Source organism: Streptomyces sp. NPDC055013, assembly GCF_053608645.1.
On the sequence record NZ_JBSGVW010000015.1, the window covers coordinates 109,705 to 133,035 of the forward strand.

At 70.4% G+C, this 23,331-nt stretch carries 20 protein-coding genes and 1 pseudogene; 12 read left to right on the forward strand and 9 right to left on the reverse strand.

What is annotated here, in order from left to right:
• Positions 1-220 precede the first annotated feature (220 nt).
• Positions 221-2,218 (forward strand): DUF1996 domain-containing protein, encoded by a 1,998-nt coding sequence (locus tag ACWGDB_RS20760; RefSeq protein ID WP_453823808.1) that lies wholly within the window; start codon positions 221-223, stop codon positions 2,216-2,218.
• Positions 2,219-2,356: 138 nt separating this feature from the next.
• On the opposite strand, the gene ACWGDB_RS20765 is transcribed toward ACWGDB_RS20760, so the two are convergent.
• A complete protein-coding gene (locus ACWGDB_RS20765; RefSeq protein ID WP_453823736.1) occupies positions 2,357-3,118 on the reverse strand; it encodes a YqjF family protein in 762 nt (253 codons plus the stop codon).
• Positions 3,119-3,217: 99 nt separating this feature from the next.
• The gene (locus tag ACWGDB_RS20770) at positions 3,218-3,877 is read right to left on the reverse strand and encodes a TetR family transcriptional regulator (RefSeq protein WP_453823737.1); all 660 of its coding nucleotides are present in this window, start codon (positions 3,875-3,877) and stop codon (positions 3,218-3,220) included.
• A gap of 57 nt (positions 3,878-3,934) precedes the next feature.
• Here ACWGDB_RS20770 and ACWGDB_RS20775 point away from each other — a divergent pair, with 57 nt between their 5' ends.
• On the forward strand, positions 3,935-4,621 hold the full coding sequence (locus tag ACWGDB_RS20775; RefSeq protein ID WP_453823738.1) for a class II aldolase/adducin family protein: 687 nt from the start codon (positions 3,935-3,937) through the stop codon (positions 4,619-4,621).
• The gene (locus ACWGDB_RS20780) at positions 4,618-5,547 is read left to right on the forward strand and encodes a carbohydrate kinase family protein (RefSeq protein ID WP_453823739.1); all 930 of its coding nucleotides are present in this window, start codon (positions 4,618-4,620) and stop codon (positions 5,545-5,547) included. Before ACWGDB_RS20775 ends, ACWGDB_RS20780 begins: the two co-directional genes overlap by 4 nt.
• Before the next feature lie 4 nt (positions 5,548-5,551).
• On the opposite strand, the gene ACWGDB_RS20785 is transcribed toward ACWGDB_RS20780, so the two are convergent.
• The gene (locus ACWGDB_RS20785) at positions 5,552-6,277 is read right to left on the reverse strand and encodes a DUF4232 domain-containing protein (RefSeq protein ID WP_453823740.1); all 726 of its coding nucleotides are present in this window, start codon (positions 6,275-6,277) and stop codon (positions 5,552-5,554) included.
• A gap of 214 nt (positions 6,278-6,491) precedes the next feature.
• On the opposite strand from ACWGDB_RS20785, the gene ACWGDB_RS20790 reads away from it, so the two are divergent.
• From ACWGDB_RS20790 to ACWGDB_RS20805, 4 genes and pseudogenes are all read left to right on the forward strand, one after another.
• Entirely contained in the window at positions 6,492-7,826 is a 1,335-nt protein-coding gene (locus tag ACWGDB_RS20790) for a helix-turn-helix domain-containing protein (RefSeq protein WP_453823741.1), read from the forward strand.
• A gap of 35 nt (positions 7,827-7,861) precedes the next feature.
• Positions 7,862-8,359, forward strand: a complete 498-nt coding sequence (locus ACWGDB_RS20795) for an HIT family protein (protein ID WP_453823742.1) — start codon at positions 7,862-7,864, stop codon at positions 8,357-8,359.
• Positions 8,360-8,376: 17 nt separating this feature from the next.
• Positions 8,377-8,691: a helix-turn-helix domain-containing protein gene (locus ACWGDB_RS20800; protein WP_453823743.1), complete on the forward strand. Its 315-nt coding sequence runs from the start codon at positions 8,377-8,379 to the stop codon at positions 8,689-8,691.
• Positions 8,688-10,225: pseudogene (locus ACWGDB_RS20805) on the forward strand (helix-turn-helix domain-containing protein). The gene ACWGDB_RS20800 and the pseudogene ACWGDB_RS20805 overlap by 4 nt, the downstream one beginning before the upstream one ends.
• 64 nt (positions 10,226-10,289) lie before the next feature.
• Here ACWGDB_RS20805 and ACWGDB_RS20810 read toward each other — a convergent pair.
• Together ACWGDB_RS20810 and abc-f are read right to left on the reverse strand one after the other, a co-directional pair.
• The gene (locus ACWGDB_RS20810) at positions 10,290-11,417 is read right to left on the reverse strand and encodes a hypothetical protein (RefSeq protein WP_453823744.1); all 1,128 of its coding nucleotides are present in this window, start codon (positions 11,415-11,417) and stop codon (positions 10,290-10,292) included.
• A gap of 105 nt (positions 11,418-11,522) precedes the next feature.
• Positions 11,523-13,166, reverse strand: coding sequence for a ribosomal protection-like ABC-F family protein (gene abc-f, locus ACWGDB_RS20815; RefSeq protein WP_453823745.1), 1,644 nt, complete (start codon positions 13,164-13,166; stop codon positions 11,523-11,525).
• A 210-nt stretch (positions 13,167-13,376) separates the two neighbouring features.
• Here abc-f and ACWGDB_RS20820 point away from each other — a divergent pair, with 210 nt between their 5' ends.
• The 5 genes from ACWGDB_RS20820 (at position 13,377) to ACWGDB_RS20840 (ending at position 18,371) form a co-directional block, all read left to right on the forward strand.
• Positions 13,377-13,793, forward strand: coding sequence for a VOC family protein (locus ACWGDB_RS20820; RefSeq protein WP_453823746.1), 417 nt, complete (start codon positions 13,377-13,379; stop codon positions 13,791-13,793).
• Between the two features lie 22 nt (positions 13,794-13,815).
• Positions 13,816-14,379 carry a GrpB family protein gene (locus ACWGDB_RS20825; RefSeq protein ID WP_453823747.1) on the forward strand — a complete coding sequence of 188 codons (564 nt, stop codon included), beginning with the start codon at positions 13,816-13,818 and terminating at the stop codon, positions 14,377-14,379.
• Positions 14,380-14,447: 68 nt separating this feature from the next.
• Positions 14,448-15,305 (forward strand): ABC transporter ATP-binding protein, encoded by an 858-nt coding sequence (locus ACWGDB_RS20830; RefSeq protein ID WP_383605917.1) that lies wholly within the window; start codon positions 14,448-14,450, stop codon positions 15,303-15,305.
• On the forward strand, positions 15,302-16,294 hold the full coding sequence (locus tag ACWGDB_RS20835; RefSeq protein ID WP_453823748.1) for an iron-siderophore ABC transporter substrate-binding protein: 993 nt from the start codon (positions 15,302-15,304) through the stop codon (positions 16,292-16,294). The genes ACWGDB_RS20830 and ACWGDB_RS20835 overlap by 4 nt, the downstream gene beginning before the upstream one ends.
• Before the next feature lie 4 nt (positions 16,295-16,298).
• Positions 16,299-18,371, forward strand: a complete 2,073-nt coding sequence (locus ACWGDB_RS20840) for an iron ABC transporter permease (protein WP_453823749.1) — start codon at positions 16,299-16,301, stop codon at positions 18,369-18,371.
• 197 nt (positions 18,372-18,568) lie between these two features.
• Here the strand turns inward: ACWGDB_RS20840 and ACWGDB_RS20845 are convergent, their stop codons facing one another.
• The 4 genes from ACWGDB_RS20845 to ACWGDB_RS20860 form a co-directional block, all read right to left on the reverse strand.
• A complete protein-coding gene (locus ACWGDB_RS20845; protein WP_453823750.1) occupies positions 18,569-19,939 on the reverse strand; it encodes a GH1 family beta-glucosidase in 1,371 nt (456 codons plus the stop codon).
• Between the two features lie 74 nt (positions 19,940-20,013).
• Positions 20,014-20,853 (reverse strand): carbohydrate ABC transporter permease, encoded by an 840-nt coding sequence (locus ACWGDB_RS20850; protein ID WP_383606240.1) that lies wholly within the window; start codon positions 20,851-20,853, stop codon positions 20,014-20,016.
• A 25-nt stretch (positions 20,854-20,878) separates the two neighbouring features.
• Entirely contained in the window at positions 20,879-21,874 is a 996-nt protein-coding gene (locus ACWGDB_RS20855) for a carbohydrate ABC transporter permease (protein WP_453823751.1), read from the reverse strand.
• A gap of 5 nt (positions 21,875-21,879) precedes the next feature.
• Positions 21,880-23,196: an ABC transporter substrate-binding protein gene (locus ACWGDB_RS20860; RefSeq protein WP_453823752.1), complete on the reverse strand. Its 1,317-nt coding sequence runs from the start codon at positions 23,194-23,196 to the stop codon at positions 21,880-21,882.
• Between the last annotated feature and the right edge of the window lie 135 nt (positions 23,197-23,331).

Consider the following 23,331-nt stretch of genomic DNA (forward strand, 5'->3'; position numbering starts at 1 on the left):
TCTCTCCCAACACCCCACACTGACCAGGGTGTTTACCCTCGTTGTGAGAAATTTCTGTGAATCCGTGAGGCGTTTGAACACAACGCGACCCGTCTCCGTATTGGACTGGGGGATTTTCATGCCCTGACCGATCACGAGGCGTAGGAGTACTTCCTTGGGACGCAGCACGCGAAGACGCCCCACGGGCGCACGGCGCGCGACTTTTGCAGCGGTCGCGCTGATGTTGGGCGGCGGCGGCCTGGTCGCGGCCAACGTCTATGCCTCGGCCACCGAGGACGGCGGAGCAGATCCCGCCCGGACGCTGTCCACCCCGGCCGGCACGATCGACTGCCCGGATGTCGGCAGCGAACTGACGGACGTGCCGGAAGGAGCACGGGAGGACGTCGCGAAGGAACTCGCGCTCCTCGACCAGCAGATAGCCGAGGCCTACCAGCGGCTGCAGGAGTCGGCTCAGGCCGTCCAGCAGGACGCCGGGTTCGCCGACAGCGCGATCATGAATCCGCTCAAGGACAAGCGGGCCGCGACGATCGAGCGGATCGCCGTCGCCGTCGACCGCGTGGGAGACCGGCCCGAAGGCCTGGACTCCCTCGCCGCCTGCACGCTGCGCGCCGCGGACAACGGCACCGGTGAGGACGGCAACGCCGGCGACCAGGAACAGGGCGGCGACAACCAGGACGGCGCCGACCAGGGCAACCAGCAGCCCGGGAACGGCGACCAGCAGGGCAACGGCGGACAGGCGGGCAACGGCCCGGTCGCCGCGGACTACGTGGACATCAAGTCCGTCCAGCCGAACGTGTCGAACCCGGCTGCGCAGAAGGGAGCCTCCCGGGGCACCTTCGCCACCAGCTGCGGCGTCAACGAGAACGGCCTGTTCAACTCCGACAACGTCATCGTGGCCCCCGGCGTCTCCAACGGCGCCCACCACTTCCACGACTACATCGGCAACCAGTCCAACGACGCCTTCGCGAGCGACGAGGACCTGGCGAACGCCGAGACGAGCTGCGTCGACCAGGGCGACAAGTCCACGTACTACTGGCCCGTGATCCGGCTCCAGAACGGAACGCAGGAACAGGACGCCAACTCGCCGGGCGGTGGCATCGAGGGCAACGCCGGCGAGATCGTCACCCCCAAGGCAGTGACGCTGGACTTCGTGGGCAACCCCCGCAGCAAGGTCGCCGAGATGCCGCGCCTGCTGCGCATCATCACCGGCGACGCCAAGGCGTTCGTCAACGGCACCGCCAACGCCAACGCCTCCTGGAGCTGCACCGGCTTCGAGGACCGGCAGCTGAAGGACAAGTACCCGCTGTGCCCGCAGGGCAGTGACGTGGTGCGCACCTTCAAGTTCCAGAGCTGCTGGGACGGCCAGAACATCGACAGCGCCAACCACCGCACCCACGTGGCGTTCGCGGCGGCCGATGGCAGCTGTGCGAACGGGTTCAAGGCCATTCCGCAGCTGGTGCAGCGGATCGTGTACGACGTCGACGCGCCCAGCCTCCAGGACGGCGGGAAGACGACCCCGCTGTTCGCGGTGGACTCCTTCCCCGAACAGCTGCACAAGCCGGTCACCGACCACGGCGACTTCATCAACGTCTTCAGTGAGGACCTGATGGGCGAGATGGTCGACTGCATCAACGAGGGCCGCAAGTGCGGCGCCGGAGCGGGCGACGGCGGCGAGCCGGGCGGCGAGGAGCCGACCGAGGAGCCGACGCAGGCCCCCACCACCCCGCCGGGCGGGAACGACGACCCCGGCAACGACAAGCCGGAGCCCGGCGACGACGGGGACAAGCCGACCGACGCGCCGGCGACCGAGGATCCCGCCACCGACGAGCCCGCCACGCAGGAGCCCGCGACGGAGAAGCCTGCGACCGAGAAGCCCGCGACGGACGAGCCTGCGACGCAGGACCCCGCGACCGAACCGGCGGAGGAGGACGGCAAGCCCACCCTGTCGAGCACGGTGGCGCCCAAGGCCGACGGCACCCCCACGGCGAACCAGGCCGAGGGCGGCCAGGCACAGGGCGGCTCGGGAAGCACTCCCGAGCAGTCCCAGCCCGCCGCGGTCGGCGACGACTCCGGCAGCGGTTCCGGGACGGAGCCACAAGCGGTCGGGAGCGGTGACCTGGCGGAGACGGGCACGTCGCTGTGGCCGGCCGCGGCCGGCGCCGTGCTCCTGATGGGCGGCTTCCTGCTGCTCATGCGCACGAGGCGCCGCGCCGAGTGAAGGTGCGGACGGACACCCCGTAACGGCGTCTGACGCCGATACTTCCAGGGGGCTCGGACCGGTCATCCCGGTCCGGGCCCCCTGGGCTTTGCGGGCTCGGAGCTCCGTCCAGGGAGTGCCGCTGCCGTCATCCGCCGATCATGGCGTGGGGATGCCCGCCGGCCGCGCCGGGCGGCCCAGACGGACGGGCACACCGGGGGAGTACAGGATGCTGACCGGGGCGGTGCTCGGGGCGGGCAGCCCGGCCGCGGTGATCAGGTTCTCCTCGCAGGTGACCAGCTCGGCACGGTACAGCGGCCACCGCGGGTGGTGGTTGGGCAGGTACGCCAGCGGCTCGGGACCGCCGAAGAAGGCGTTGTGCATGCCCCAGCGCGCGGTGAGGAAGTGCTCCAGCTCGGTGGGCTCCTCGATGCGCTCACCGGTGCGTACGGTGATGCGGCTGGCCGCGCCGCGCGGCCCCGGCCAGCGACGGGAGCTGGTGTACGTGACCGTGTCGCCGGCCGAACGCACGGCCATCCGGGACCACAGATACGGCAACCGGAATCCGACCCGCCCCATCACCACCGGAATCAGCCGGGACGCGTCCATCGACCGGAACACGACGCCGCGCCGCCCGTGTGCGTCCACCGAGTACAGGCGCACGTTGGTCTCGGGAAACGTCCCGAGATACGGCACTCCGGGCAGCCGCAGCCAGCCGACCCGATGCATCCGGAAGGCGACGAGCCCGACATACGTGACTCCGTCATGGGTGTCCGGAACGGTGCCCTTCGGCAGCAGGCCCGCCACGACGTCCGGTTCGACGGCCCAGTGGATGAAGGCGAGGTCGAGCCACTGCTGGGTGAGGAGCGGGGTGTGTATGTGGGCGGGGGCATCTGGGGTGACAGGAGACGGTTTCGGCACACAGCCAGGATGTCAGAGTCGCACTCCGACGCCGCAGGCATTGCCGGGTCCCGCGCGCCGGACCTTGTCCGTCACCTGCCCTACGGCTCTTCATATGCCCTACGGCCCCTCATAGCGGGCCGCGACACCGGTGAGGTATCCCCGCAGCATGAGCCTGGCTTCGTCGAGCACCCCCGGGTCGCCCTCGGGGTCACGGCGGAAGGCCTCCTGCGTAAGGGCGTCGGCGGCGAGAATCGCGGCATGGCAGGCCCGGCCGAGCGCCTCGTCGTCCTGGGCGACGCCGAGGACCAGCAGGATGCGCCGGATTCCGTCCGCCATACGGCGCTTGTGCTCACGGTCCGCGGCCCGGGTCTGTTCGGTGAGGATGCTGCCGAACCACAGGGCCCTGAAGCCGTGCTCGGTGCGATAGATCGCGGCGTACGCGTCGATGAGGACGCCGACGGGGTCGTCCCACTGCTCGGCCGCGGCGGCGCGTACGAGATCGTCCATGGCGCCCTCGAGCCGGGCGAAGTACCCGGCCGCGAGGGCATCGATGATCGCGTCGCGGTCGGGCAGGTACTGATACAGCGAACCGACCGAGACCTGTGCCTCGGCGGCGATGCGGGTCGTGGTCAGCGCCGGGACGCCCTCGTCGACCAGAACACGCTCCGCGGCCTGGAGCACGCGTGCCAGTCGGGCCTTGCTGCGCGCCTGCTGGGGAGTGCGGCGCAGCTGGACATGCCATGTGCCGCCGTCGGATTGCGGGGCGGGATCGCCCATGTGCGGCCTCCGAAACCGAACGTGACATTGTTTCAGGTTTACGTTAGCGTCGCGTACATGACCGACTCAAGCCCAGCGCTGGGTCAGGAGCGCGCGGCCGTGGCCGAGGCGTGCCGTCGCCTGGGGGCGGAGGGGCTGCTCATCGGCACGGCCGGCAACGTCAGCACGCGGGTCGAGAACCTTGTCGCGATCACGGCCACGGGCGCGGTGCTCGCGGAACTGACGGCCGACCAGGTGACCGTGGTCGACCTGGACGGAAGCATCGTGGCCGGGACCCTGGAACCCACCTCCGAACTGGACCTGCACCTCGGTGTCTACCGCCGCTACGGCACCGGCGCGGTCGTCCACACCCACGCCCCGCTGGCGACCGCGCTGTCCTGCGTGCTCGACGAACTTCCCTGCATCCACTACCAGTTGCTGAGCCTGGGCGGCTCGGTGCGCGTGGCGCCGTACGCGACGTTCGGCACACCGGAGCTCGCCGAGTCCGTCGTGGCGGCGCTGGAGGGCCGTAGCGCCGCGCTGATGGCCAGCCACGGGGCGGTCACCCACGCTGCCACGCTGGCCAAGGCGGTCGAGCACGCACTGCTGCTGGAGTGGGCGTGCGGCGTGTACCAGCACGCAGCCGCCCTCGGAAAGCCCCGCGTGCTCGACGAACACCAGCAACTCGCGGTGATCGAGGCCGCGCTCGCCCGGAACTACGGCACCACCCACCCCGTACCACCCGTGCAGGAGGGACACCGATGAAGGTCGTCACGATGGGCGTGCATGTGCTGGACGTGCTGGTGCGGCCGGTGGAGGCGATCCCCGAGGGCCAGGGCGCGACCCTGGTGGAGGACATCAGGATGACCGCCGCCGGAACAGCCGGCGGCACCGCGCTCACCCTCGCCAAACTCGGCGCGTCCGTCAGCAGCGCCGGTGCGATCGGCTCGGACCCCACCGGGGACATGCTCGTCCAACTGCTCGGCGCGGCGGGCATCGACACCCGCTTCCTCGTCCGCCGCACGGACACCCCCACCTCCGCGAGCGTCCTGCCCATCCGCCCCAACGGCGACCGGCCCTCGCTGCACCTGCTGGGCGCCAACATCACGTACGGCCCCGACGACGTGCCCTGGGACGCGATCGCCGAGGCGAGCCACCTCCACCTCGGCGGCCCCGAACTCATCGGCGTCGACACCGCCACGCGCGTCCTGTCGTACGCCAAGGAGCACGGCGTGGTCACCTCGGTGGACCTCCTCGCACCTGGCGCCCTCGGGAGTTTCGAGCAGATCGAGTCGGCGCTGCCGTACGTCGACCACATGCTGCCCAACGAGGACCAGGTCCTCGGCTTCACCGGTGAGCAGGACCTGGTGACGGGCGCGAAGAAGCTCCTCGCTGCCGGAGCCGGCCTGGTCGCGGTCACCCGCGGCGGTGACGGGGCCCTGCTGGTGACCCCCGAGGGCACCGAGAAGGTGCCCGCCTTCGCGATCGACGTCGTGGACACCACCGGCTGCGGCGATGCCTTCTCGGCCGGCTTCGTACGCGGCACGGGCCTGGGCCGCACGCCTTACGACTCCGCCGTCCTCGGCAGCGCCGCGGCGGCCCTGGTGGCCCAGGGACTCGGCAGCGACCACGGAGACTTCGACCTCGCCGGTGCTGATGCGTTCGCGGCGACGGGTAAGTCGCGCGGGTGATCCGTCAGTTGAGGGCCGTCTCCATGTCCGTCTGCCAGTACGTGACGCTCAGGGCGCTGTCGTAGTAGACGCCCTTCGCCGGCAGGGGCGGCGTGGCCGACGGTCCGCCGGAGCTGTTCGGCGTCTTGCCCTGGAAGGCGATCGTGAGGGCGCGGGCGGTGTCGCCGCCCGTGCCGCTGCCGTCGGCCGCGCTGAGCCGGACGCCCGCGTAGCCCGAGGCGCCCGGCTCCAGCGTCGGCACGGCCTGCGGCTTGGTGTCGTCGAACGCCTGCGGCACCCACTGCATCTCGTCGAAGCGGAGCACCGGGTAGTACATCAGGGCGCACGGCTTCGAGCCGGTGTTGGTGACGGTGAGCAGCATGTGGTTCAGCGGGCGGGGGACGGGCTTGGCCGTGGTCCTGGTGTTGGAGCCGTTGCAGATGGTCAGGTCCCCCGGGGCGTTCGCGTCCCCGTTCGCGCCGCTGCCACTTCCGCCGCTGGTGCCGTTCTCTGCGGGTTTGCCCGGCTGCGAGGGCTGGTCCGACTGCTGCCCGGAGCCCGCGCTCTGCCCCGGCTGACTGGACGACTGGTCCTGCGCGGGCTTTGACGCGTCCGCCGTCGCGGACGGAGAGGTCGTCTGCGAGGCACCTTCGTCGCGGGTGCCGGAGCCGTTCTCGCATGCGGTGAGGGCGAGGACGGTGACGGCCGCGCCGGTGGCGGCGAGAAGGCGGGCGTGGCGGAAGGTACGCATGGCTGATTCCTTGTCAGTGCAAAGGACTTGGAGGCATCCGCTCGACCGGTTGCCGGGAGCGACGTGCTTGGATGACCTGAGCTTGTCCGGTGATCCGTTCCGGCCGCCACCTCCGGTTGGCGATCAGGGACACTGGAACGGCTGCAATGGATCTGACCTGGAGAAACGTCCATTCCCTGGAACGGGGGAACGGGACACGGGGGATGGAGGAACGGTGTCGGAAGGCACTGCTGCGACCGACTTCGCGGCGTTTCTGAGGCAGTTGAAGGACCGCTCGGGACTCAGCTACGGCGTCCTCGGCAAACGGCTGCACATGAGCACGTCGACGCTCCACCGGTACTGCAACGGGGATGCCGTCCCCACCGACTACGCGCCCGTGGAGCGGCTGGCCCGGCTGTGCAAGGCCTCGCCGGAGGAACTGGTGGAGCTGCATCGGCGGTGGGTGCTGGCCGATGCGCTGCGGGGGAGGAAGGGGGTGGCGGAGGCGAGTTCGGGCTTTGGCGAGGCCGGGGCCGGCCCTGCGAGGGCCGGTGAGAGCCCCGCCGAGGCAGGCGTGATTCCTCCTGGGCCGGATGCGCCGAGCACCTCCGGTGACGGGGTGGTCGTCGTGCCCGAGGACGTCGCCGGTCCCCTTCACGGCACCCACCCGGCCCGCCCTCGCCGCCGTACCGCCCTGGTCGCCGGTGTCGCGGTGGCCGCCGTTCTCGGGGCCGCCGCGCTCGCCATGAATCTGCCGTCGGACGGGAGCCAGGGCGACGACGACCGGGGCGGCAGCGTCGGTGCCGCCGCCTCGAAGGATGTCGCCGCCCCACCGACCAAGGCCTCGCCGCAGTCGTCGCCGTCCGACTCGCGCGGCGCCACGCCGGGCGAGAGGGACTCCCCGTCCTCCGCAACCCCGACGAAGAACGGGCCCAACGGCAGCGCAGACGGTGGTGACAAGACGGACGCCACGCCCCCGCTGACCGTGAACGTCCGCCCGTACAGCTGGGAACACCCCTGCTACCAGCATTACTTGATCGACCGGCCCGCGACGGACATCGGCCCGCCCCCGGTGGAGCAGGACGCGCCGGCCTGGGTCGGCGCGAACAAGGCGGTGACGGCCGGGGAGCAACTGGTGACGTTGACCGTCCAGGGCACCGGCAAGGAGACCGTGGTGATCGAGGGCCTCGAGGTCCGTGTGGTCCGCAAGGACACGCCACTGGCCTGGAACGACTACGTGATGGGCGTCGGCTGCGGCGGGGGTGTGCCGACACGTCCCTTCACCGTCGCCCTCGACGCCGCGCGCCCGGTCGTCGTGGCCGGGGCCGATCAGCGTGACTTCTCCTACAAGGTGAGCGAGTCGGACCCGGAGGTCTTCAAAATCACAGCCGACGCCTCGGCGTACGACGTGACCTGGTATCTGGAGCTGACCTGGTCCAGCGGCGGCCGAAACGGCACGCTGGTCGTCGACGACAACGGCAAGCCGTTCCGGACGAGCGGCAACAACGGACGACCGGCCTACGAGTTCCCACTTGGCGGCGAGAAGTGGCTGAAGTCGACGGGGGGATAGGGGAGACCCCACGGCGGTTCGAATCAGGGTTCGCGGTGACAGACGATTGGCGGATGGATCGGATCGGGGCTGCTCTCCGCGGCGAGAATCCGACAGTGCTGCGGCGACTCGGGTCAGGGTTCGCGGTGATCGGCGACGTCCAGTTCCTACCGGGCTACTCCGTTCTCCTCGTGGCTGACCCCGGTGTTCAACGGCTCTCCGACCTGCCGAAGGCCAAACGGCTGGCGTATCTCTCCGACATGGACCGGCTCGGCGAAGCGGTCGAGCGAGCCTGTCGGCGCCTGGACTCCGGATTCCGCCGGGTCAACCTGGAGATCCTCGGCAATACGGACCCGTTCCTGCATGCCCACGTCTGGCCTCGGTACGAGTGGGAGCCGACCGAGTTGGTGAGCAAGCCGGTATGGCTGTATCCGGCTGACCGATGGAGTGACGAGCGATTCAGGCTCGGTCCGCGGCACGACGTGCTGAGGGACGCGATCAGCAGCGAATTGGATCAATCGCAATGCGATTCACGCATAGAATATGAGCAGTAGGCAGCAAAGTCGTCACCATGGCTATGAGTCTCGACGAGCGAGTACGGTCCGCCGTGGCCGCCCTGCTGCACGCGACCGGCGAGTCGCAGACCGATCTTGCCGTGGCGTTGGGCAGGAGCCAGGCCCAGGTGAGCCGTCGTCAGTCCGGGACCGCCGCATGGAGCCTGGCGGACTGCGACGCGGTCGCCGCGCACTACGGCATCGACGTCCTCGAACTCCTGGCCGGACCCACCAGGGCCACGGAGTCACTGCCCACGAGACGCCGCCGCGTTGCCGGGCGCCACACCCCCGCCGCGCGCGCGGCGGCCGTGCCGGACGGGGGTGTCCGATGACGGACTTCGGCGCGATCGACGCCCTGCTCGCCGGGGCCAGGAAAGAGGTCCCGCTGCCGCCCACCGAGGAACGGCGTGCCCTGCGCAAAGAGCTCAGCGTTTCGCGCGCCCAGCTCGCGCAGGTCCTGAATGTCAGCCCGTCCACGGTCGGGGGGTGGGAGTCCGGACGGGACCCGAGCGGGGAAGTGCGGGAGAAGTACGCGTACTTCCTTGAGGGAGCGCGGACCAAGCTGGCGGCTGCTGCCGTCGAGGAGCCCGGTGATGACGAGGAGCCGCTGCCGGACGGGGAAGCGGTGGCGGACGTGGCCACGGTGGAATCCGGGCAGCGGACGGGCCCGGGCCCGGACGATGCCGACGATGTCGAGGCACTGTCCGTGCCCCGGCCCTGTGTGCTGTGCGGGCAGCTCGCCGGGCATCAGGTGGCCGGGTTTCCGCAGCACCTGGACCCTGCCGAGTGCGGCACGGCCGGGCCCGTTCAACCGGCGTCCGGCGGCGGGCAGGGCACGGCGGCGCGCGGGGTCAAGGTCGTGCCGGTCGGCCGCCGGCTGAAGACCGCCGACAGCCCGGACCTGATCGGCTCGGCCGTCGCGGGCGCCCTCGCCCAGCACGCCGGGGACGTCGAAGCGGCTACCGCAGCGCTGCTGAAGCGGGCCATGCCGGATGCGATGGCGTTGCTTGACGAGACCCGCAAAGGCGGCCGGTACGACGTCGTCGCCCACCCGTGGCTGCCCGACATCCTGCGCAAGCAGTCGGCGCGCGGTGCCGACCAGATCTGGGAGGCCCGGCCCAAGTGGTCACGCGCCGAACTGCCGCCCGGCGAGCACGAGATCACCGCTCTCGACATCAACGGCGCCTACCTGTCCGCCCTCAAGACGCACCTGCCGATCGGCCAGCTGGAGCACTCCACCGGTGACCACTACGACCGCCGCCGCGCCGGCGTCCACCTGATCACCCGCCCGACTGGGAGCACGACGCCTACCTGCCCAACCCGATCGGCAACCGCGACGAGCCGGGCCCGCTGTGGGTGACCGAGCCGACGCTGCGCATGCTGCTGCGCCTCGCGGGCCCGAAGTACGGGCTGTGCGACCCTCCGGAGATCCATGAGTCCTGGACCTCCGGGGCCACGGAAGGCCTGCTGGAGAAGTTCCGCGTCGCGCTGAAGGACGCCCGGGACCGGGCGATCGCCGAGGACGACGAGGTGACGTTGGAGTACGTCAAGGCGATGTACTCGAAGTTCGTCTCGACGTTGGGGGAGTCGAACTACAACCGGGAGCTGTACCGCACCGACTGGATGCACATGATCCGCTCCCAGGCCTTCGTGAACCTGTGGTGGAAGGCCCACCGGGCCTACGACGAGGGCCTGATGGTCGTCCGGGCGATGGGTACCGACGAGTTGCACGTGATCGGTGACTGGCGTGCGGTGTTCCCCGAGGGGCGTGCGGTGACCGAGGTGAAGGTCAAGGACGTCTACACCGTCGGACTCGCCGAAGACGCCGGGGATGCCGTAGACGCAGAAGCCGACGGCGCCGGCTGAGCCGGGATCGCCCATAGGCTCGGCCTCGGGCGGCCCGGCTCTCACCCTCTGTCCCGGATCCGCCTCAGGCTTCGAGGCGTTCCGTGTACGCCTCGGTCGGCGGAAACGGGTTCGGGCTCGTCATGCCCACGGACCAGAACCCGCTGGTGCCGGGGATGGACGTCACGGCATTGAGATACGGCGCCGGTGCCGCGCCGGCCGGCCCCCGAACGAGGGTCCAGGTGCTTCCGTCCCGGCGTAGGTACGTACTGCGACTCTGGTCCTGGAAGTTCCAGCCCGAGATCCACGCGGCCCGGCCCTGCGCATCGCCCGCGATGCCGGTCAACGAGCCGGCGACGAAGCCCGTTTCCACCCGCGTCCAGGCCGTGCCGTCCCAGTGGCTCATGGACGGGTTGCCCGGACGGCCGGGCGGCCCGCCGACGCCCATCTCGGTGCCCACCGCCCACACATCGTCCGGACCGGCCGCGTGGAGGTCGGCGATGCTCAGGCGCAGGCCCGGGACCGGGGGCAGTACGGTCCAGGCTCCGTCCCAGCGGGCCACCAGCCCGGACCATCCGCCGCCGTTCGACTGGTCGCCGCTCACCCAGACCTCGCCGGGCGAACGCAGGACCACCTGGTACAGATTCACGCTCGCCACGGGCAATGGGTCCAGCCATCGCCAGCGTTGCCCGTCCCCGTGCAGCAGGCGGGCGGCGCCGCCTCGGCTGCCGCAGATCCACACCTGCCGGTCCCGGCCCACCGCCACCGCGTTCAGCCGGACGTCCGCCTCGCCCTGGCCCGGGAAAGTTGCCTCGCGCCAGGTGGTTCCGTCCCAGCGCAGCAACGGGCTGCCGGTGCCGACTGGCTGGCCCACGCTCCACGCCGCGGTCGCGCAGACACCGGCGATATCGCTCAGGCGCGTATGGCTCAGGTGCGACAGGTCGGTCTTCGTCCACGCGCTGCCGTTCCACAGCATGGCCAGGGCTCGCCCCTGCGACGGCCCACCGCGGGCCTCCTCGCCCACGGCCCAGGCCAGTTGAGGTCCGACGGCGGCGATACGCCGCAGCTGCGCGGCCGGAGTGCTGCCGGGTGCCGGCACGGCCTGCCAGCCCTGCGCACGGGGCTTCGGTACGTCGGCCAGGGCCTGGCCCGGGCCGAGCGCGACTCCCGAGAGTGTGCCGATCGCCCCTGCCACAAATCGCCTACGTCTCACCGCGGTGTCCCTCCAGGCCGGTAGGGCGGATAGGAGGGACCACCGTGAACCAGCGAGCCCCAGAGGTCTAGATACGGGCATGACAAAGCTCGCGGAGGAGCGCGTTCAGTACCTGCGTCCGGCGCGCAGCGCCAACCGCTCCCCGGCGAACCGCTCGCGGAAGCCGCGGTCGTGCGAGACCGCGACCACCGCTCCCGGGTACGCCGCCAGCGCCGCCTCCAGGTCCTCGACCAGGTCGAGCGCGATGTGGTTCGTCGGTTCGTCGAGTACAAGGAGGTCCGCGGGCCGGGTCACCAGGATCGCGATCTGGAGTCGCCGTTGCTGGCCGGCCGACAGCGCGGCCACCGGGACGTGCAGGTCGTCCTCACGGAACAGGCCGAGCGCCAGGAACTGATCGGCGTACTCCTCGGGCAGCCCGGGCCGTCCGGCCGCGAAGGCGGCGAGCAATGGGAGCCGTGTGGAACGCGGGGGCAGCTCCTGCGCGAGGTACCCGATCCGCGCGGGGCGGCGGACCGCGCCGGAGTCCGGCTCCAGGTCGCCCGCGAGGACGCGCAGCAGTGTCGTCTTGCCCGCTCCGTTCTCGCCGGTGACGAGGACTCGCTGCCCGGGTGTGATCGTCAGCGTGCCGTCCAGGCTCAGCCGCTCGCCGACCCCGACGTCGTGGATTTCGGCGAGCGGGTGCTCGCCTGAATGCTCGCTGCCCACCGACAGGGCCGCCGTGAACCGCAGGGGTTCCGGAGGCGCGGCGATCGGGTTGCGCCGCAGGTGGGCCAGCCGTTCCCGGGCCGCACGGACCTGCCCGCCGAGCTTCGCCTCGTGGGAGCGGCGGTGCTTGCCGAAGCCCTGCCGGGGGTCCTTGCCGGTGCCGGCCAGCCGCTTGCCGGCGGCCTCGACGAGCTCCTCGGTACGGACCACTTCTTCCAGCCAGTCCGCGTGCTCCTGCTCCGCGCGGCGGCGGGCGGCGGCCTTCGCGGTGCGGTAGCCGGTCCAGCCGTCGCCGTACCGTCGCACGGTGTGCGCATCCCGGTCGACTTCGAGGATCGTGGTGGCGATGTGTTCGAGGAAGCCACGGTCGTGGGTCACCGCGACGACGGTGCCGCGTTGTGCGCGCAGGTGGTCCTCGAGCCAGCGCACGGCCGTCGCGTCGAGGTGGTTCGTGGGCTCGTCCAGGAGCAGCAGCTCGGGCGAGGCAGCCAGTACACAGGCGAGCGCGAGCCGTGACTGTTCGCCGCCGGAGAGTGACCCGAGCACGCGGGCGCGGGTGATCCCGGCGATCCCGAGCCCGTGCATGGCGGCGTCGACGCGGGCGTCCGCCTCGTATCCACCGCGTTCCTCGTACGCCATCAGCAGCTCGCCGTACGCGGCGAGCTCGGCCGGCGATGCCTCGCCGAGGCTCTCCTCCGCCTCGCGCAGGCGGCGCTCCATGTCACGCAGTTCGGTCAGGGCGAGGTCGACGGCGTCCTGCACGGTGCAGTCCGGGTCGAGGTCGAGGGTCTGGGTGAGGTGGCCGACGCCTCCGGGGAAGCTGACGGTGATCTCCCCGGCGTCCGGCATCTCGGCTTCGGCCAGCAGTCGCAGCAAGGTGGACTTGCCGGAGCCGTTCTCGCCGATGACGGCGGCTTTCTCGCCGGGGCGGACGGTGAAGGTGACCTGGTCGAGGACGGTGCGGGTGCCGTAGGACTTGGTGACGTCCTTGACGGACAGCTGCGCCACGGCGGTGGGGGCAGCGGTGTGGGCGCGTTCGCGCATGTGACTTTCCCTGGGAATGCGAAGTGTCTACGGGCAGCAGAAACGGCGGCATCGGCCGTGCCCGGACTCAGAGAAAGAAGAAGAAACGCATACGTCCACTGTAGCAAGACGATGCGTATCGTCTCAACTCGAATGCCGGCCCCGTCGACATGCGCTCCGGAACGAGGTGTGTCACAACGGGTGAAAACGCCTGCAGATCAGGAGTCCTCCGTGCCCTTCGTTCCGTGCATCAGCGTGTCCGACACCGCCGCCAGCCTCGCCTTCTACAAGAGGCTGGGCTTCGACGCCGACTCCAGCACCTCGCGCCCGGGGGACGACATCCACATGCTCCTCCACAAGGGCGAGTTCTGCGCCATGCTCTACCGCAACGCCGACCTCAAGCAGTGGCTCCCCGTCCTCGAGGACCAGCCTCTCGGTTTCGCCGGCATGTTCTACTTCGCCGTCGACGACCTCGACGCCTTCTACGAGCACGCTTCCCAGCGCGCCGAAGTCGTCAAGGAGATGACCACCGACGAAACCGGTCAGCGCATGTTCTACATCCGCGACCTCGACGGCTACGTCATCGGCTTCAACGACAAAGCCGCGCTGAACGCCAGCGACCTGGGCAAATACGCCGAACCCATGTGACCGGCGCCGATAGCGTGGTGCCGTGGTTGAACTCGACGAACCGATCCGCGTCGTCGCTCCTGATCCGGCCTGGGTGGATCAGGGCCGGACGCTGGTCCGGGACATCTCGGCAGCGCTGAGCGGAATGCCCGTGGAGGTGGCGCACATCGGGTCCACTGCCGTTCCAGGACTCGAGGCCAAGCCGGTCATCGACGTTCAGGTCGGTTGCCCGGCCGGCGGAATCGAGGTCGCTGTCGCCCGCATTGAGCGGCTGGGGTTCGAGTGCCTGGGGGAGGCCGGGGTCTCCGGGCGGCAGTACCTGCGCCGGCGTTCCGGGCTTGCTGCCAATGTTTATGTGGTCGAGCGGCAGGGGCGATTGTGGGCCGACAATCTCCTCTTCCGGGACTATCTGATCGCTCATCCGGACGCGATGGCCCGATACGCAGCCGCGAAGCGGGAAGCCGCTCGGCGGGCGTCGACTCTGCTGGCGTACTCGGAACTGAAGGCTCAAATCGTGGCGGAGATCATGGGGGCGGCGCGAGGTGCCGCAGATCCCGGGCGGGCTTCGCAGGGGAGGTCGTCCGGCGGAGGCTCGACCTTTGGCTGATCCCCTTCTTGCGCTCGGAGCCACCCACCCCTCACAAGTTTGGGTAAGGTTAGGCTAACCTGTGCCGCGTGCAAGCAGGTGAAGAGATCACCGCGGCGGTCAGCCCCCGCGGTCATGAGCTGTCGGCCACGGATGTCACCGTGGCCTACGAGGGCGTGGACGTCGTACACGACGCGTCGGTGACGCTGCGGCCGGGTGAAGTGACCGTGCTGGTGGGGCCGAACGGCAGTGGGAAGTCGACGCTGCTGCGGACGGTCTCGCGGTTGCAGCGGCCCAGGAGCGCGACGCTCGTCATCGACGGCGCCGACGGACTGGCGCTGACCCCGCGTGAGTTCTCGCGCCGCGTGGCCCTGTTGACGCAGGGGCGCCCCACGCCCAGCGGCCTGACCGTACGGGACGTTGTGGAATTCGGCCGCTACCCGTACCGGGGCCGTTGGGGCAGGGCCGACCCGGGCGGCCCGGCCGCGGTGGAGCGCGCGCTCACCATGACCGGCGTCGCCGAGCTCGCCGAGCGGGGCGCCGAGCATCTCTCCGGCGGACAGCTCCAGCGCGTGTGGCTCGCCGGCTGCCTCGCGCAGGAGACCGGCGTACTGCTCCTCGACGAACCCACGACCTACCTCGACCTGCGCTACCAGATCGAACTCCTCGACCTCATCCGCGACTTGGCGGACGACCACGGGATCGCCGTGGGCGCCGTCCTGCACGACCTCGACCAGGCCGCGGCCCTCGCCGACCGCATCGTGCTCCTCCACGAGGGGCGGATCGTCGCGGACGGTCTCCCCGAGGACGTACTGACGGCTCAGCGGCTGACCGACATCTACGGCATCCGCATCGAAGTCGACACCGACCCCCTGACGGGCCGGCTGCGCACCCGCGCGATCGGCCGGCACCACACGCGAACCGAAAGGCTCAGCACACCCTCATGAGACGCCTCCTCACCACCGCGGCGGTCGCCACCGCCGCGGCCCTCACCCTGACCGCCTGCGGTACCACCGAGCCCGCCGCCGACAACGACGACGCGAAGAAGGCCGGCGAGGCCATCACCCTCACCGACGCCTCCGGCAAGAAGGTCGAACTCGACGGGCCGGCCAAGAAGGTCGTCGGAACCGAGTGGCACGAAGTCGAGCTCCTGGTGTCGCTGGGCGTCGACCCGGTCGGCGTCGCCGACGTCAAGGGCTACAACACCTGGGACACCGCGGTCCCGCTGAAGAACGAGCCGAAGGACATCGGCACCCGCGGCGAGCCCAGCATGGACACCATCGCCGCACTGGCGCCCGACCTCATCGTCGCCAGCACCGACCTGCCGCCGGCCGCCGTGAAGCAGCTGCGCAAGGTCGCCCCCGTCCTGGAGGTGCGCTCCGCCGACGCCTCCGACCCGATCGGGCAGATGACGGAGAACCTCGACCTCATCGCCAAGGCCACCGGCACCACCGACCAGGCCGAGAAGATCAAGGACGAGTTCGACGCGAAGGTCGCCGAAGGCAAGAAGGCCCTCGCGGGCGCCGGCCTCGACGGCGCCGAGTTCGCCTTCGCCGACGGCTACGACATCTCCAACCAGGTTTCCATCAGGCCGTTCACCAGCGGTTCGCTCATCGGCGCGGTCAACGAGGAGCTCGGTCTGAAGAACGCCTGGACGGTCAAGGGCGACAAGGACTACGGGCTCGGCACCACCGACGTCGAGGGGCTCACCAAGCTCGGCGACGACGTGCAGTTCGCCTACATCGCCAACGACGGCGACAAGAGCAGCACCCCCTTCACCGCCACCGGCGCCCTGTCCAAGGACAAGGTGTGGACCTCGCTGCCGTTCGTGAAGAAGGGCAACGTCCACCGACTGCCCGACGGCATCTGGATGTTCGGCGGCCAGGAGTCGATGGGGGCGTACATCGACGCCCTCGTCAAGGAGCTGACGAAGTAACACCATGGCCGTCACCGCGACAACTCCCGCCACCCGTCCGCCCGCGGCCACCGCCACGTCCCGGACCGGCGCGGCCGCGGTGACGGCCGCTCTGGTCCTGCTGGTCGCAGGTCTGGCGGTCGTGGACATCACGCAGGGCACGGCCGCCGTCGGCGCCGGCGAGGTGTTCAAGGCGCTCACCGGCCGGGCCGACCCGGCCGACGCCTCCGTCGTCGTCGCGTCCCGGCTGCCGCGCATGGCCGCCGGGCTCCTCGTCGGGGCCGTACTCGGGATGGCGGGTGCCACCCTGCAGGCGATCAGCCGCAACGTGCTCGCCTCGCCCGACACCCTCGCCGTGAACGCGGGCTCCTACCTGGCTCTCGGGCTGGCCGCCGTCACGGGGGTGTCGCTGCCCCTGCTCGCCTCCTCCGGCGTCGCGTTCGCCGGGGGCCTCGTGGCGGTGTCCGTCGTGCTCGGCCTGTCCGGCCTGGGCGCGGGAACCGTCCGGCTCGTGCTCGCCGGCAGCGCCCTCGCCCTCGGCCTGAACGCCGTGACCGAGGGGCTGCTCCTGCTCTTCCCCCAGGAGACCCACGGCCTCTACCAGTGGAACCAGGGCAGCATCGCCCAGAGCGGGTTCGACGGCGTGGCCCAGCTCGCGCCGCTCGGCGTCATCGGCCTCCTCGGGCTGTTGCTGGTCGCCCGCCGGGTCGACGCCCTGGCCCTGGGCGACGACGCCGCCCGCGGACTGGGTGTGCCGGTGCGTGCCACCCGGGTCACGGCGGTCGTGTGCGCGGCGCTGCTCTCCGCGGCTGCCGTCACCCTCGCCGGGCCCATAGGCTTCGTCGGCCTGTGCGCCCCCGCGCTCGTGCGTCCCCTCGCCCGCAGGTTCCGCGGGTTCACCCGGGCGGGTGCGAGTCTTCCGGTGGCCGGCCTGACCGGTGCGGCGCTGGTCCTCGGCTCGGACGTGCTGCTACGGGCCCTCGTGCCCACGGACCTGGCGGTCGCCGTGCCGACGGGCGTCGTCACCAGCCTCGTCGGCGCAGTGTTCCTGATCGTGATGGCCACGCGGCTGAAGGACACGGCCGCGGCCGCCGCACCGGACCGGCTGCGCATCAGGAGCCGGACCGTCTTCGTCACCACCACGGTCGTCCTGGTGGCGGTGCTCGTCGGCGTGACGATCGCCGCGGTGCTGCTCGGCGACAGCAAGCTGCTGCTGGGCGACGTCGTCAACTGGGCGCAGGGCAGGGCAGGTCGGGCCGTCTCGTTCGTCCTCGACACCCGTATGCCCCGGGTTCTCGCGGCGCTCCTCGCGGGCGCGGCACTCGCCCTGGCCGGAACGCTCGTCCAGGCCGTCACGCGCAATCCGCTCGCGGAGCCCGGAGTCCTGGGCGTCTCCGGCGGGGCAGCGCTCGGCGCGGTGCTCCTGGTGACGACCGTGCCGCTGGCCGGATCGTGGAGCGTGGCCGGCGCGGCGTTCGCGGGCGCCGCGATCAGCTCCGTCGTCGTCTTCGGACTCGCCGCGCGGGGCGGATTCCAGCAGAACCGGCTCGTGCTCGTCGGCATCGGCATGGCGACCGGCTCAACCGCGCTGGTCAGCCTGCTGATCGTCCTCACCGACCCGTTCAACGCCGCCAAGGCCCTGACCTGGCTGTCCGGTTCCACCTACGGACGGACCCTGCCCGACATCGCACCGCTCGCAGCCGTCCTCGCCATCGGCGTGGCCATCGCTGTGCTGCGGCGCGCGGAACTCGACCTCGTGTCCCTCGACGAGGACACCCCGAGACTGCTCGGGCTCAACCTGGCGCGTGGGCGCCTCGGCTTCCTCCTCCTGAGCGTCCTGCTCGCCGCCACCGCGGTCGCCGCCGCGGGCACGATCGGCTTCGTGGGCCTGGTCGCCCCGCACGCGGCCCGTGCGCTCGTGGGCCGACCGCACGTCCGGGTGATCCCGGTCTCCGTGCTGCTCGGCGCCGCGCTCGTGTGCACCGCCGACCTGCTCGGCCGCACCGTGATCGCGCCCGCCCAGCTCGGCGCCGGTCTGATGACCGCGGTGATCGGCACGCCGTACTTCCTCTACCTGCTCGTGCGCAGCCGCCGGTAGAGGCCGGCGAAACGGTCACCCGCGGGGCGTACGGCCGCCGCGGGGACCGTTCACCGGTCGAGCGCCCGGCCGGAGGCACCGCGATGCCTCCGGCTCAACCGGCGCCGCCCGGTACGGCGTCGGCCGCGCCGGCGCCCTCGTGGTGACGGCTCATCGGCACCACCACGACTGCGGGCGACTGCCGGGCGGGCGGCCCGCTAGGCGGCGTGACGTGCCCTTTCCGCATGCGCCCGGATGATGTCCGCGTACCGGTGGCCGCTGCCCTTGATGGTGCGGGCCTGGGTGCGGTAGTCGACATGGACCAGCCCGAAGCGCTTGTCGTAGCCGTACGCCCACTCGAAGTTGTCCAGCAGCGACCAGGCGAAGTAGCCGGCCAGCGGGGCGCCCTTGCGGGCGGCGGAGGCGCACGCCGCGAGGTGGCCGATCAGATACTCCTGGCGTTCCGGGTCGTGCACCGTCCCGTCGGGGCGTACGACATCGGGGTAGGCCGAGCCGTTCTCCGTGACGTACAGCTTGCGGGCGCCGTAGTCCCGCGTCAGCCGGAGCAGGAGGCGCTCGATGCCGGATGCGTCGATCTCCCAGTCCATGCCCGTGCGGGGTATGCCGGGGCGGCGGATGGTGCGGACGTGCGGGGCCGGACCGTCGGGGTCGTCGGCGACGGTGGACGAGAAGTAGTAGTTGAGGCCCAGCCAGTCCAGGGGCTGCGCGATGGTCTCCAGGTCGCCCGGCCGTTCCGGGAGTTCGACGCCGGCCGTGGCGGCGTAGACCTCGCGCATGTCCTTGGGGAAGCCGCGGCCGTGGACCGGATCCAGCCACCAGCGGTTGGTGTGGCCGTCCTGGCGCCGGGCCGCCGCGATGTCCTCCGGGCGTTCGGTGGCGGCCTCGACGGCGGACAGGTTGTTGACGATGCCGACCTGCACGCCCGGTGCCGCCGCCCGGATCGCCTGCGCTGCCAGGCCGTGGCCGAGGAGGAGATGGTAGGAGGCGTGGACGGCCGCCGTGAGGTCGGTCAGGCCCGGCGCCATCTTGCCTTCCAGGTGGCCGATCCAGGCGGAGCACAGCGGCTCGTTGAGCGTGGTCCAGTGCTGGACACGGTCGCCGAGACGCTCGGCGACGACCGCCGCGTACGAGCCGAAGTGCTGGGCGGTGTCGCGGGCCGGCCAGCCGCCCCGGTCCTGGAGCGTCTGCGGCAGGTCCCAGTGGTAGAGGGTGACGGACGGAGTGATGCCCGCCTCCAGCAGGCCGTCGATCAACGCGTCGTAGAAGTCGAGGCCCTTCGCGTTGACCGGCCCGTCGCCGCCGGGCACCACACGCGGCCACGCGATCGACAACCGGTAGGCGTTGGTGCCCAGTCGGCGCATCAGCGCGATGTCCTCGCGCCAGCGGTGGTAGTGGTCGCAGGCGACGTCCCCGTGGTCGTCGTTGTCGATCTTGCCGGGAGTGTGCGAGAACGTGTCCCAGATCGAGGGCGAGCGGCCGTCCTCGGCGACGGCTCCCTCGATCTGGTAGGCCGACGTGGCCGTGCCCCACAGGAAGTCCTCGGGGAGTGCGGCAAGGTCGATGGTCACGGAATTCCTTTCGGAGACGGCGGAGTCGGAGGAAGCGGAGTCGGAGGAAGCGGAGCCGGAGACAGCGGCGCCGGTCACTTGACGGCTCCGGCCGTCAGTCCGGTGACGAGATAGCGCTGCAGCAGCAGGAACCCGGCGACCACGGGCACGCTGACGACCAGCGAGGCGGCCATGATCTGGTTCCAGTAGACGTTGTTGAGCGTGGAGTAGCCCTGGAGTCCGACGGCGAGTGTGCGGGTGGTGTCGTTGGTCATCACCGAGGCGAACAGCACTTCGCCCCAGGCGGTCATGAAGGCGTACACGGCGACCGCGACGATGCCCGGGATCGCCGCCGGCACGACGACCCGGAACAGCGCCCCGAGCGGCCCGCAGCCGTCCACCATCGCGGCCTCGTCCAGGTCCCGCGGCACCGAGTCGAGGTACCCGATCAGCATCCAGATCGAGAACGGCAGCGAGAACGTCAGATACGTCAGGATCAGACCGCCGCGCGAGCCGAACAGGGCGATGCCGGTGGCGTTGCCGATGTTGACGTAGATGAGGAACAGCGGCAGCAGGAAGAGGATGCCGGGGAACATCTGCGTGGACAGCACGGTGACCGTGAAGACGCGCTTGCCCCGGAAGTTGTGGCGGCTGACCGCGTACGCCGCGAACACCGCGATCACCACCGAGCAGACGGTCGCCGCGCCCGCCACGATCAGCGAGTTCACGAAGTAGCGGGCCAGCGGGATGGTCGACCAGATGTCGATGTACGGCCGGATCGTCAGCTCACTCGGCAGCCAGCGGAACTCCCCGGAGACGTCCGCGAGTGGCTTCAGCGAGCTGGAGACCATGACGTAGACCGGCACCAGGACGAACCCGGTGAGCAGGGTGAGGAAGATCCGCCGGGACCAGTAGTAGGACCGTGGCGGAGCCATCGGCGAGCGGGGCGTCCGGGAGGTGCTAGACATCGGCCGTCTTCCTTCCTCGGGAGGTCAGCAGGAGGTAGACGCCCGTCACCACGAGCAGGAAGAGCAGCAGCAGGACGGACATGGCGGAACCGGTGCCGAAGTTCCAGGTGACGAACGACGCCTGGTAGATGTGGACCGAGATGAGGTCCGCGGCCTGCGGAGCGGTCCTGCCGAACAGGACGAACGGCGTGTTGAAGTCGTTGAACGTCCACAGGAACAGCACGAGCACCAGGACCTGGTTGACCGGGCGCAGCGAGGGCAGGGTGATCCGGCGGATCTGCTGCCACATGCCGGCCCCGTCGAGGGACGCGGCCTCGTACTGCTCCTTGGGGATGTTCTGCAGACCGGCCATGACGATGAGGAAGGCGAACGGCCAGCCCTTCCACACCGACACGACCAGCAGCGCGACGAAGCTGTTGTCGCCGATGAGCCAGAAGGACGGCTTGTCGGTCAGGCCCAGCTGGTCGTGCAGGACATGGTTCACCAGCCCGTTGTCGTGCTGGAACATGAACACCCAGGTGATGACGGCCGCGTACACGGGCAGCGCGTACGGCACCAGGAACAGGGCGCGCAGCAGACCGCGGCCACGGAAGGTGTCCTGCATGTAGATCGCCGCCGCCGTGCCGATCAGCCAGCACAGGCCCACCGACAGCAGGGTGAAGGCGATGGTGACGAAGAAGGAGTGCAGCAGCGCCTCACCCACGGGGGCGTCGAAGTCCACCGACACCTCGTAGTTGGACAGGCCCGTCCAGGGCGCGGCGCCCCAGTCACGGATGTAGAACTGCGTGAGCTCCTTGAAGCTCATCACGATGCCCATCACCATCGGCACCAGATGGACCAGGAGTTCGAGGATCAGGGCCGGCAGGAGCAGCAGATACGGCAGTGCGATACGGCGGATCCGCCCGGGGCGGCGGAGGCGGGGTGTTTGCTTCGCCGACCCGGACGAGCTCTTGTGCGGGGCCGCCTCTGCGGGAGCAGCGGTCGTCATCGTGCTCACTTCGTCGGCATCTGCTGCTGGGCCTTCTCGAGCGCCGCCTTCACCGATTGGGTGGTGATCGAACGCCCGGCGGCCGCGTCGGCGAACAGGTCCTTCACGGCCGTACCGACGGCCGTCTCGAACTGGGACTCGTCGGCGACCTGCGGCATCGCGGCGGCGCTCTGGGCGAGGGTGTCCTTGAGGACGGAGTTGGCCCCGGCGTTGAAGGAGGCGTCCGACTGGGCGCCCTTCACCGGCGGGATGGAGCTGAACGCGGTGTTCAGGACCTTCTGTTCCTCGTCGCTGGTCATGAACTTCACGAACTTCTTGGCGCCGTCGACGTTGTCGGTGTTCTTGAACACGGCGAGGTTGATGCCGGCCACGATGGAGTTGACCTGCTTGTCGGTGCCGGGAGTGCCGGACTGCACCGGAACGGGAGCGACACCGTAGGCGTCCGCGCTCATGCCCTGGGACTCGAGGTTGGCGGACGCGCTCTGCCACAGCAGCATCGCGGTCTTGCCCTTGGCGAAGTCGCTGACCGACTGGTTCTGGGCGTACTCGGCGTTGCCCGGCGCGACGACCTTGTCCTTGGCCGTCAGGTCGACGTACTGCTTGACCGCGTCGACGGCGCCGTCGTTGGTGAAGTCGGGCTTGCCGTCGGCCGTGAAGAAGTCGGCGCCGTGCTGCTTGGCGAAGACGAAGACGTGGTGGATGTTCTCCGACGCGTTGGAACCCTCGGCGCCCAGGCCCCACTTGCCGTCCCTCGACAGCTTGCGGCCCGCGGCGACCAGATCGTCCCAGGTGGCCGGGGGCTTGGCTATGCCCGCGTCGGCGAACAGCTTCTTGTTGTAGTAGAGCGCGTACGCCATTGAATACAGGGGCACGGCTGCCGGGTCCTGGCCCTGCGCGCCGGTCGAGCCGAGCGCGGAGTCGACGAAGCGGTCCTTGCCGCCGATCGCGGTGAAGTTCTTCTCGTCCCAGGGCAGCAGCGCGCCGGTGGCCTGCAGGGAGGCGCTCCAGGTGTTGCCGATGTTGAGGACGTCGGGGCCCTGGCCGGAGGTGGTCGCGGTGAGGATCCGGTTCAGCAGGTCCGACCAGGGGATGACCTCCAGCTTCACCTCGATCCCGGTCTGCTTCTCGAACTTGTCGAGCTCGGGCTGGAGGACCTTCTTGTCGATCTCGATGCTGGCGCCCTGGTTGGAGGCCCAGTAGGTGAGCGTCTTCGGTGAGTCGTTGGACCCGCCGCCCGTCGACGAGCCGCCACCGCAGGCGGTCATGGCGGTCAGCAGGGAAACGGTGACGGCACCGACGGCCGCGGCTCGGATTCTGCGCATGGCTCAGGGGTCCCTTTCCGGAGGGATGCCCAACGCGAGCGTTCACTTCCCGAACGCCGCTCATGGGTTAATTTAGAGCGTGATTTAAGACCCGAAGGAAGGGCGCGTCAAGAGACTGCGCGGCGGTATGTTGCT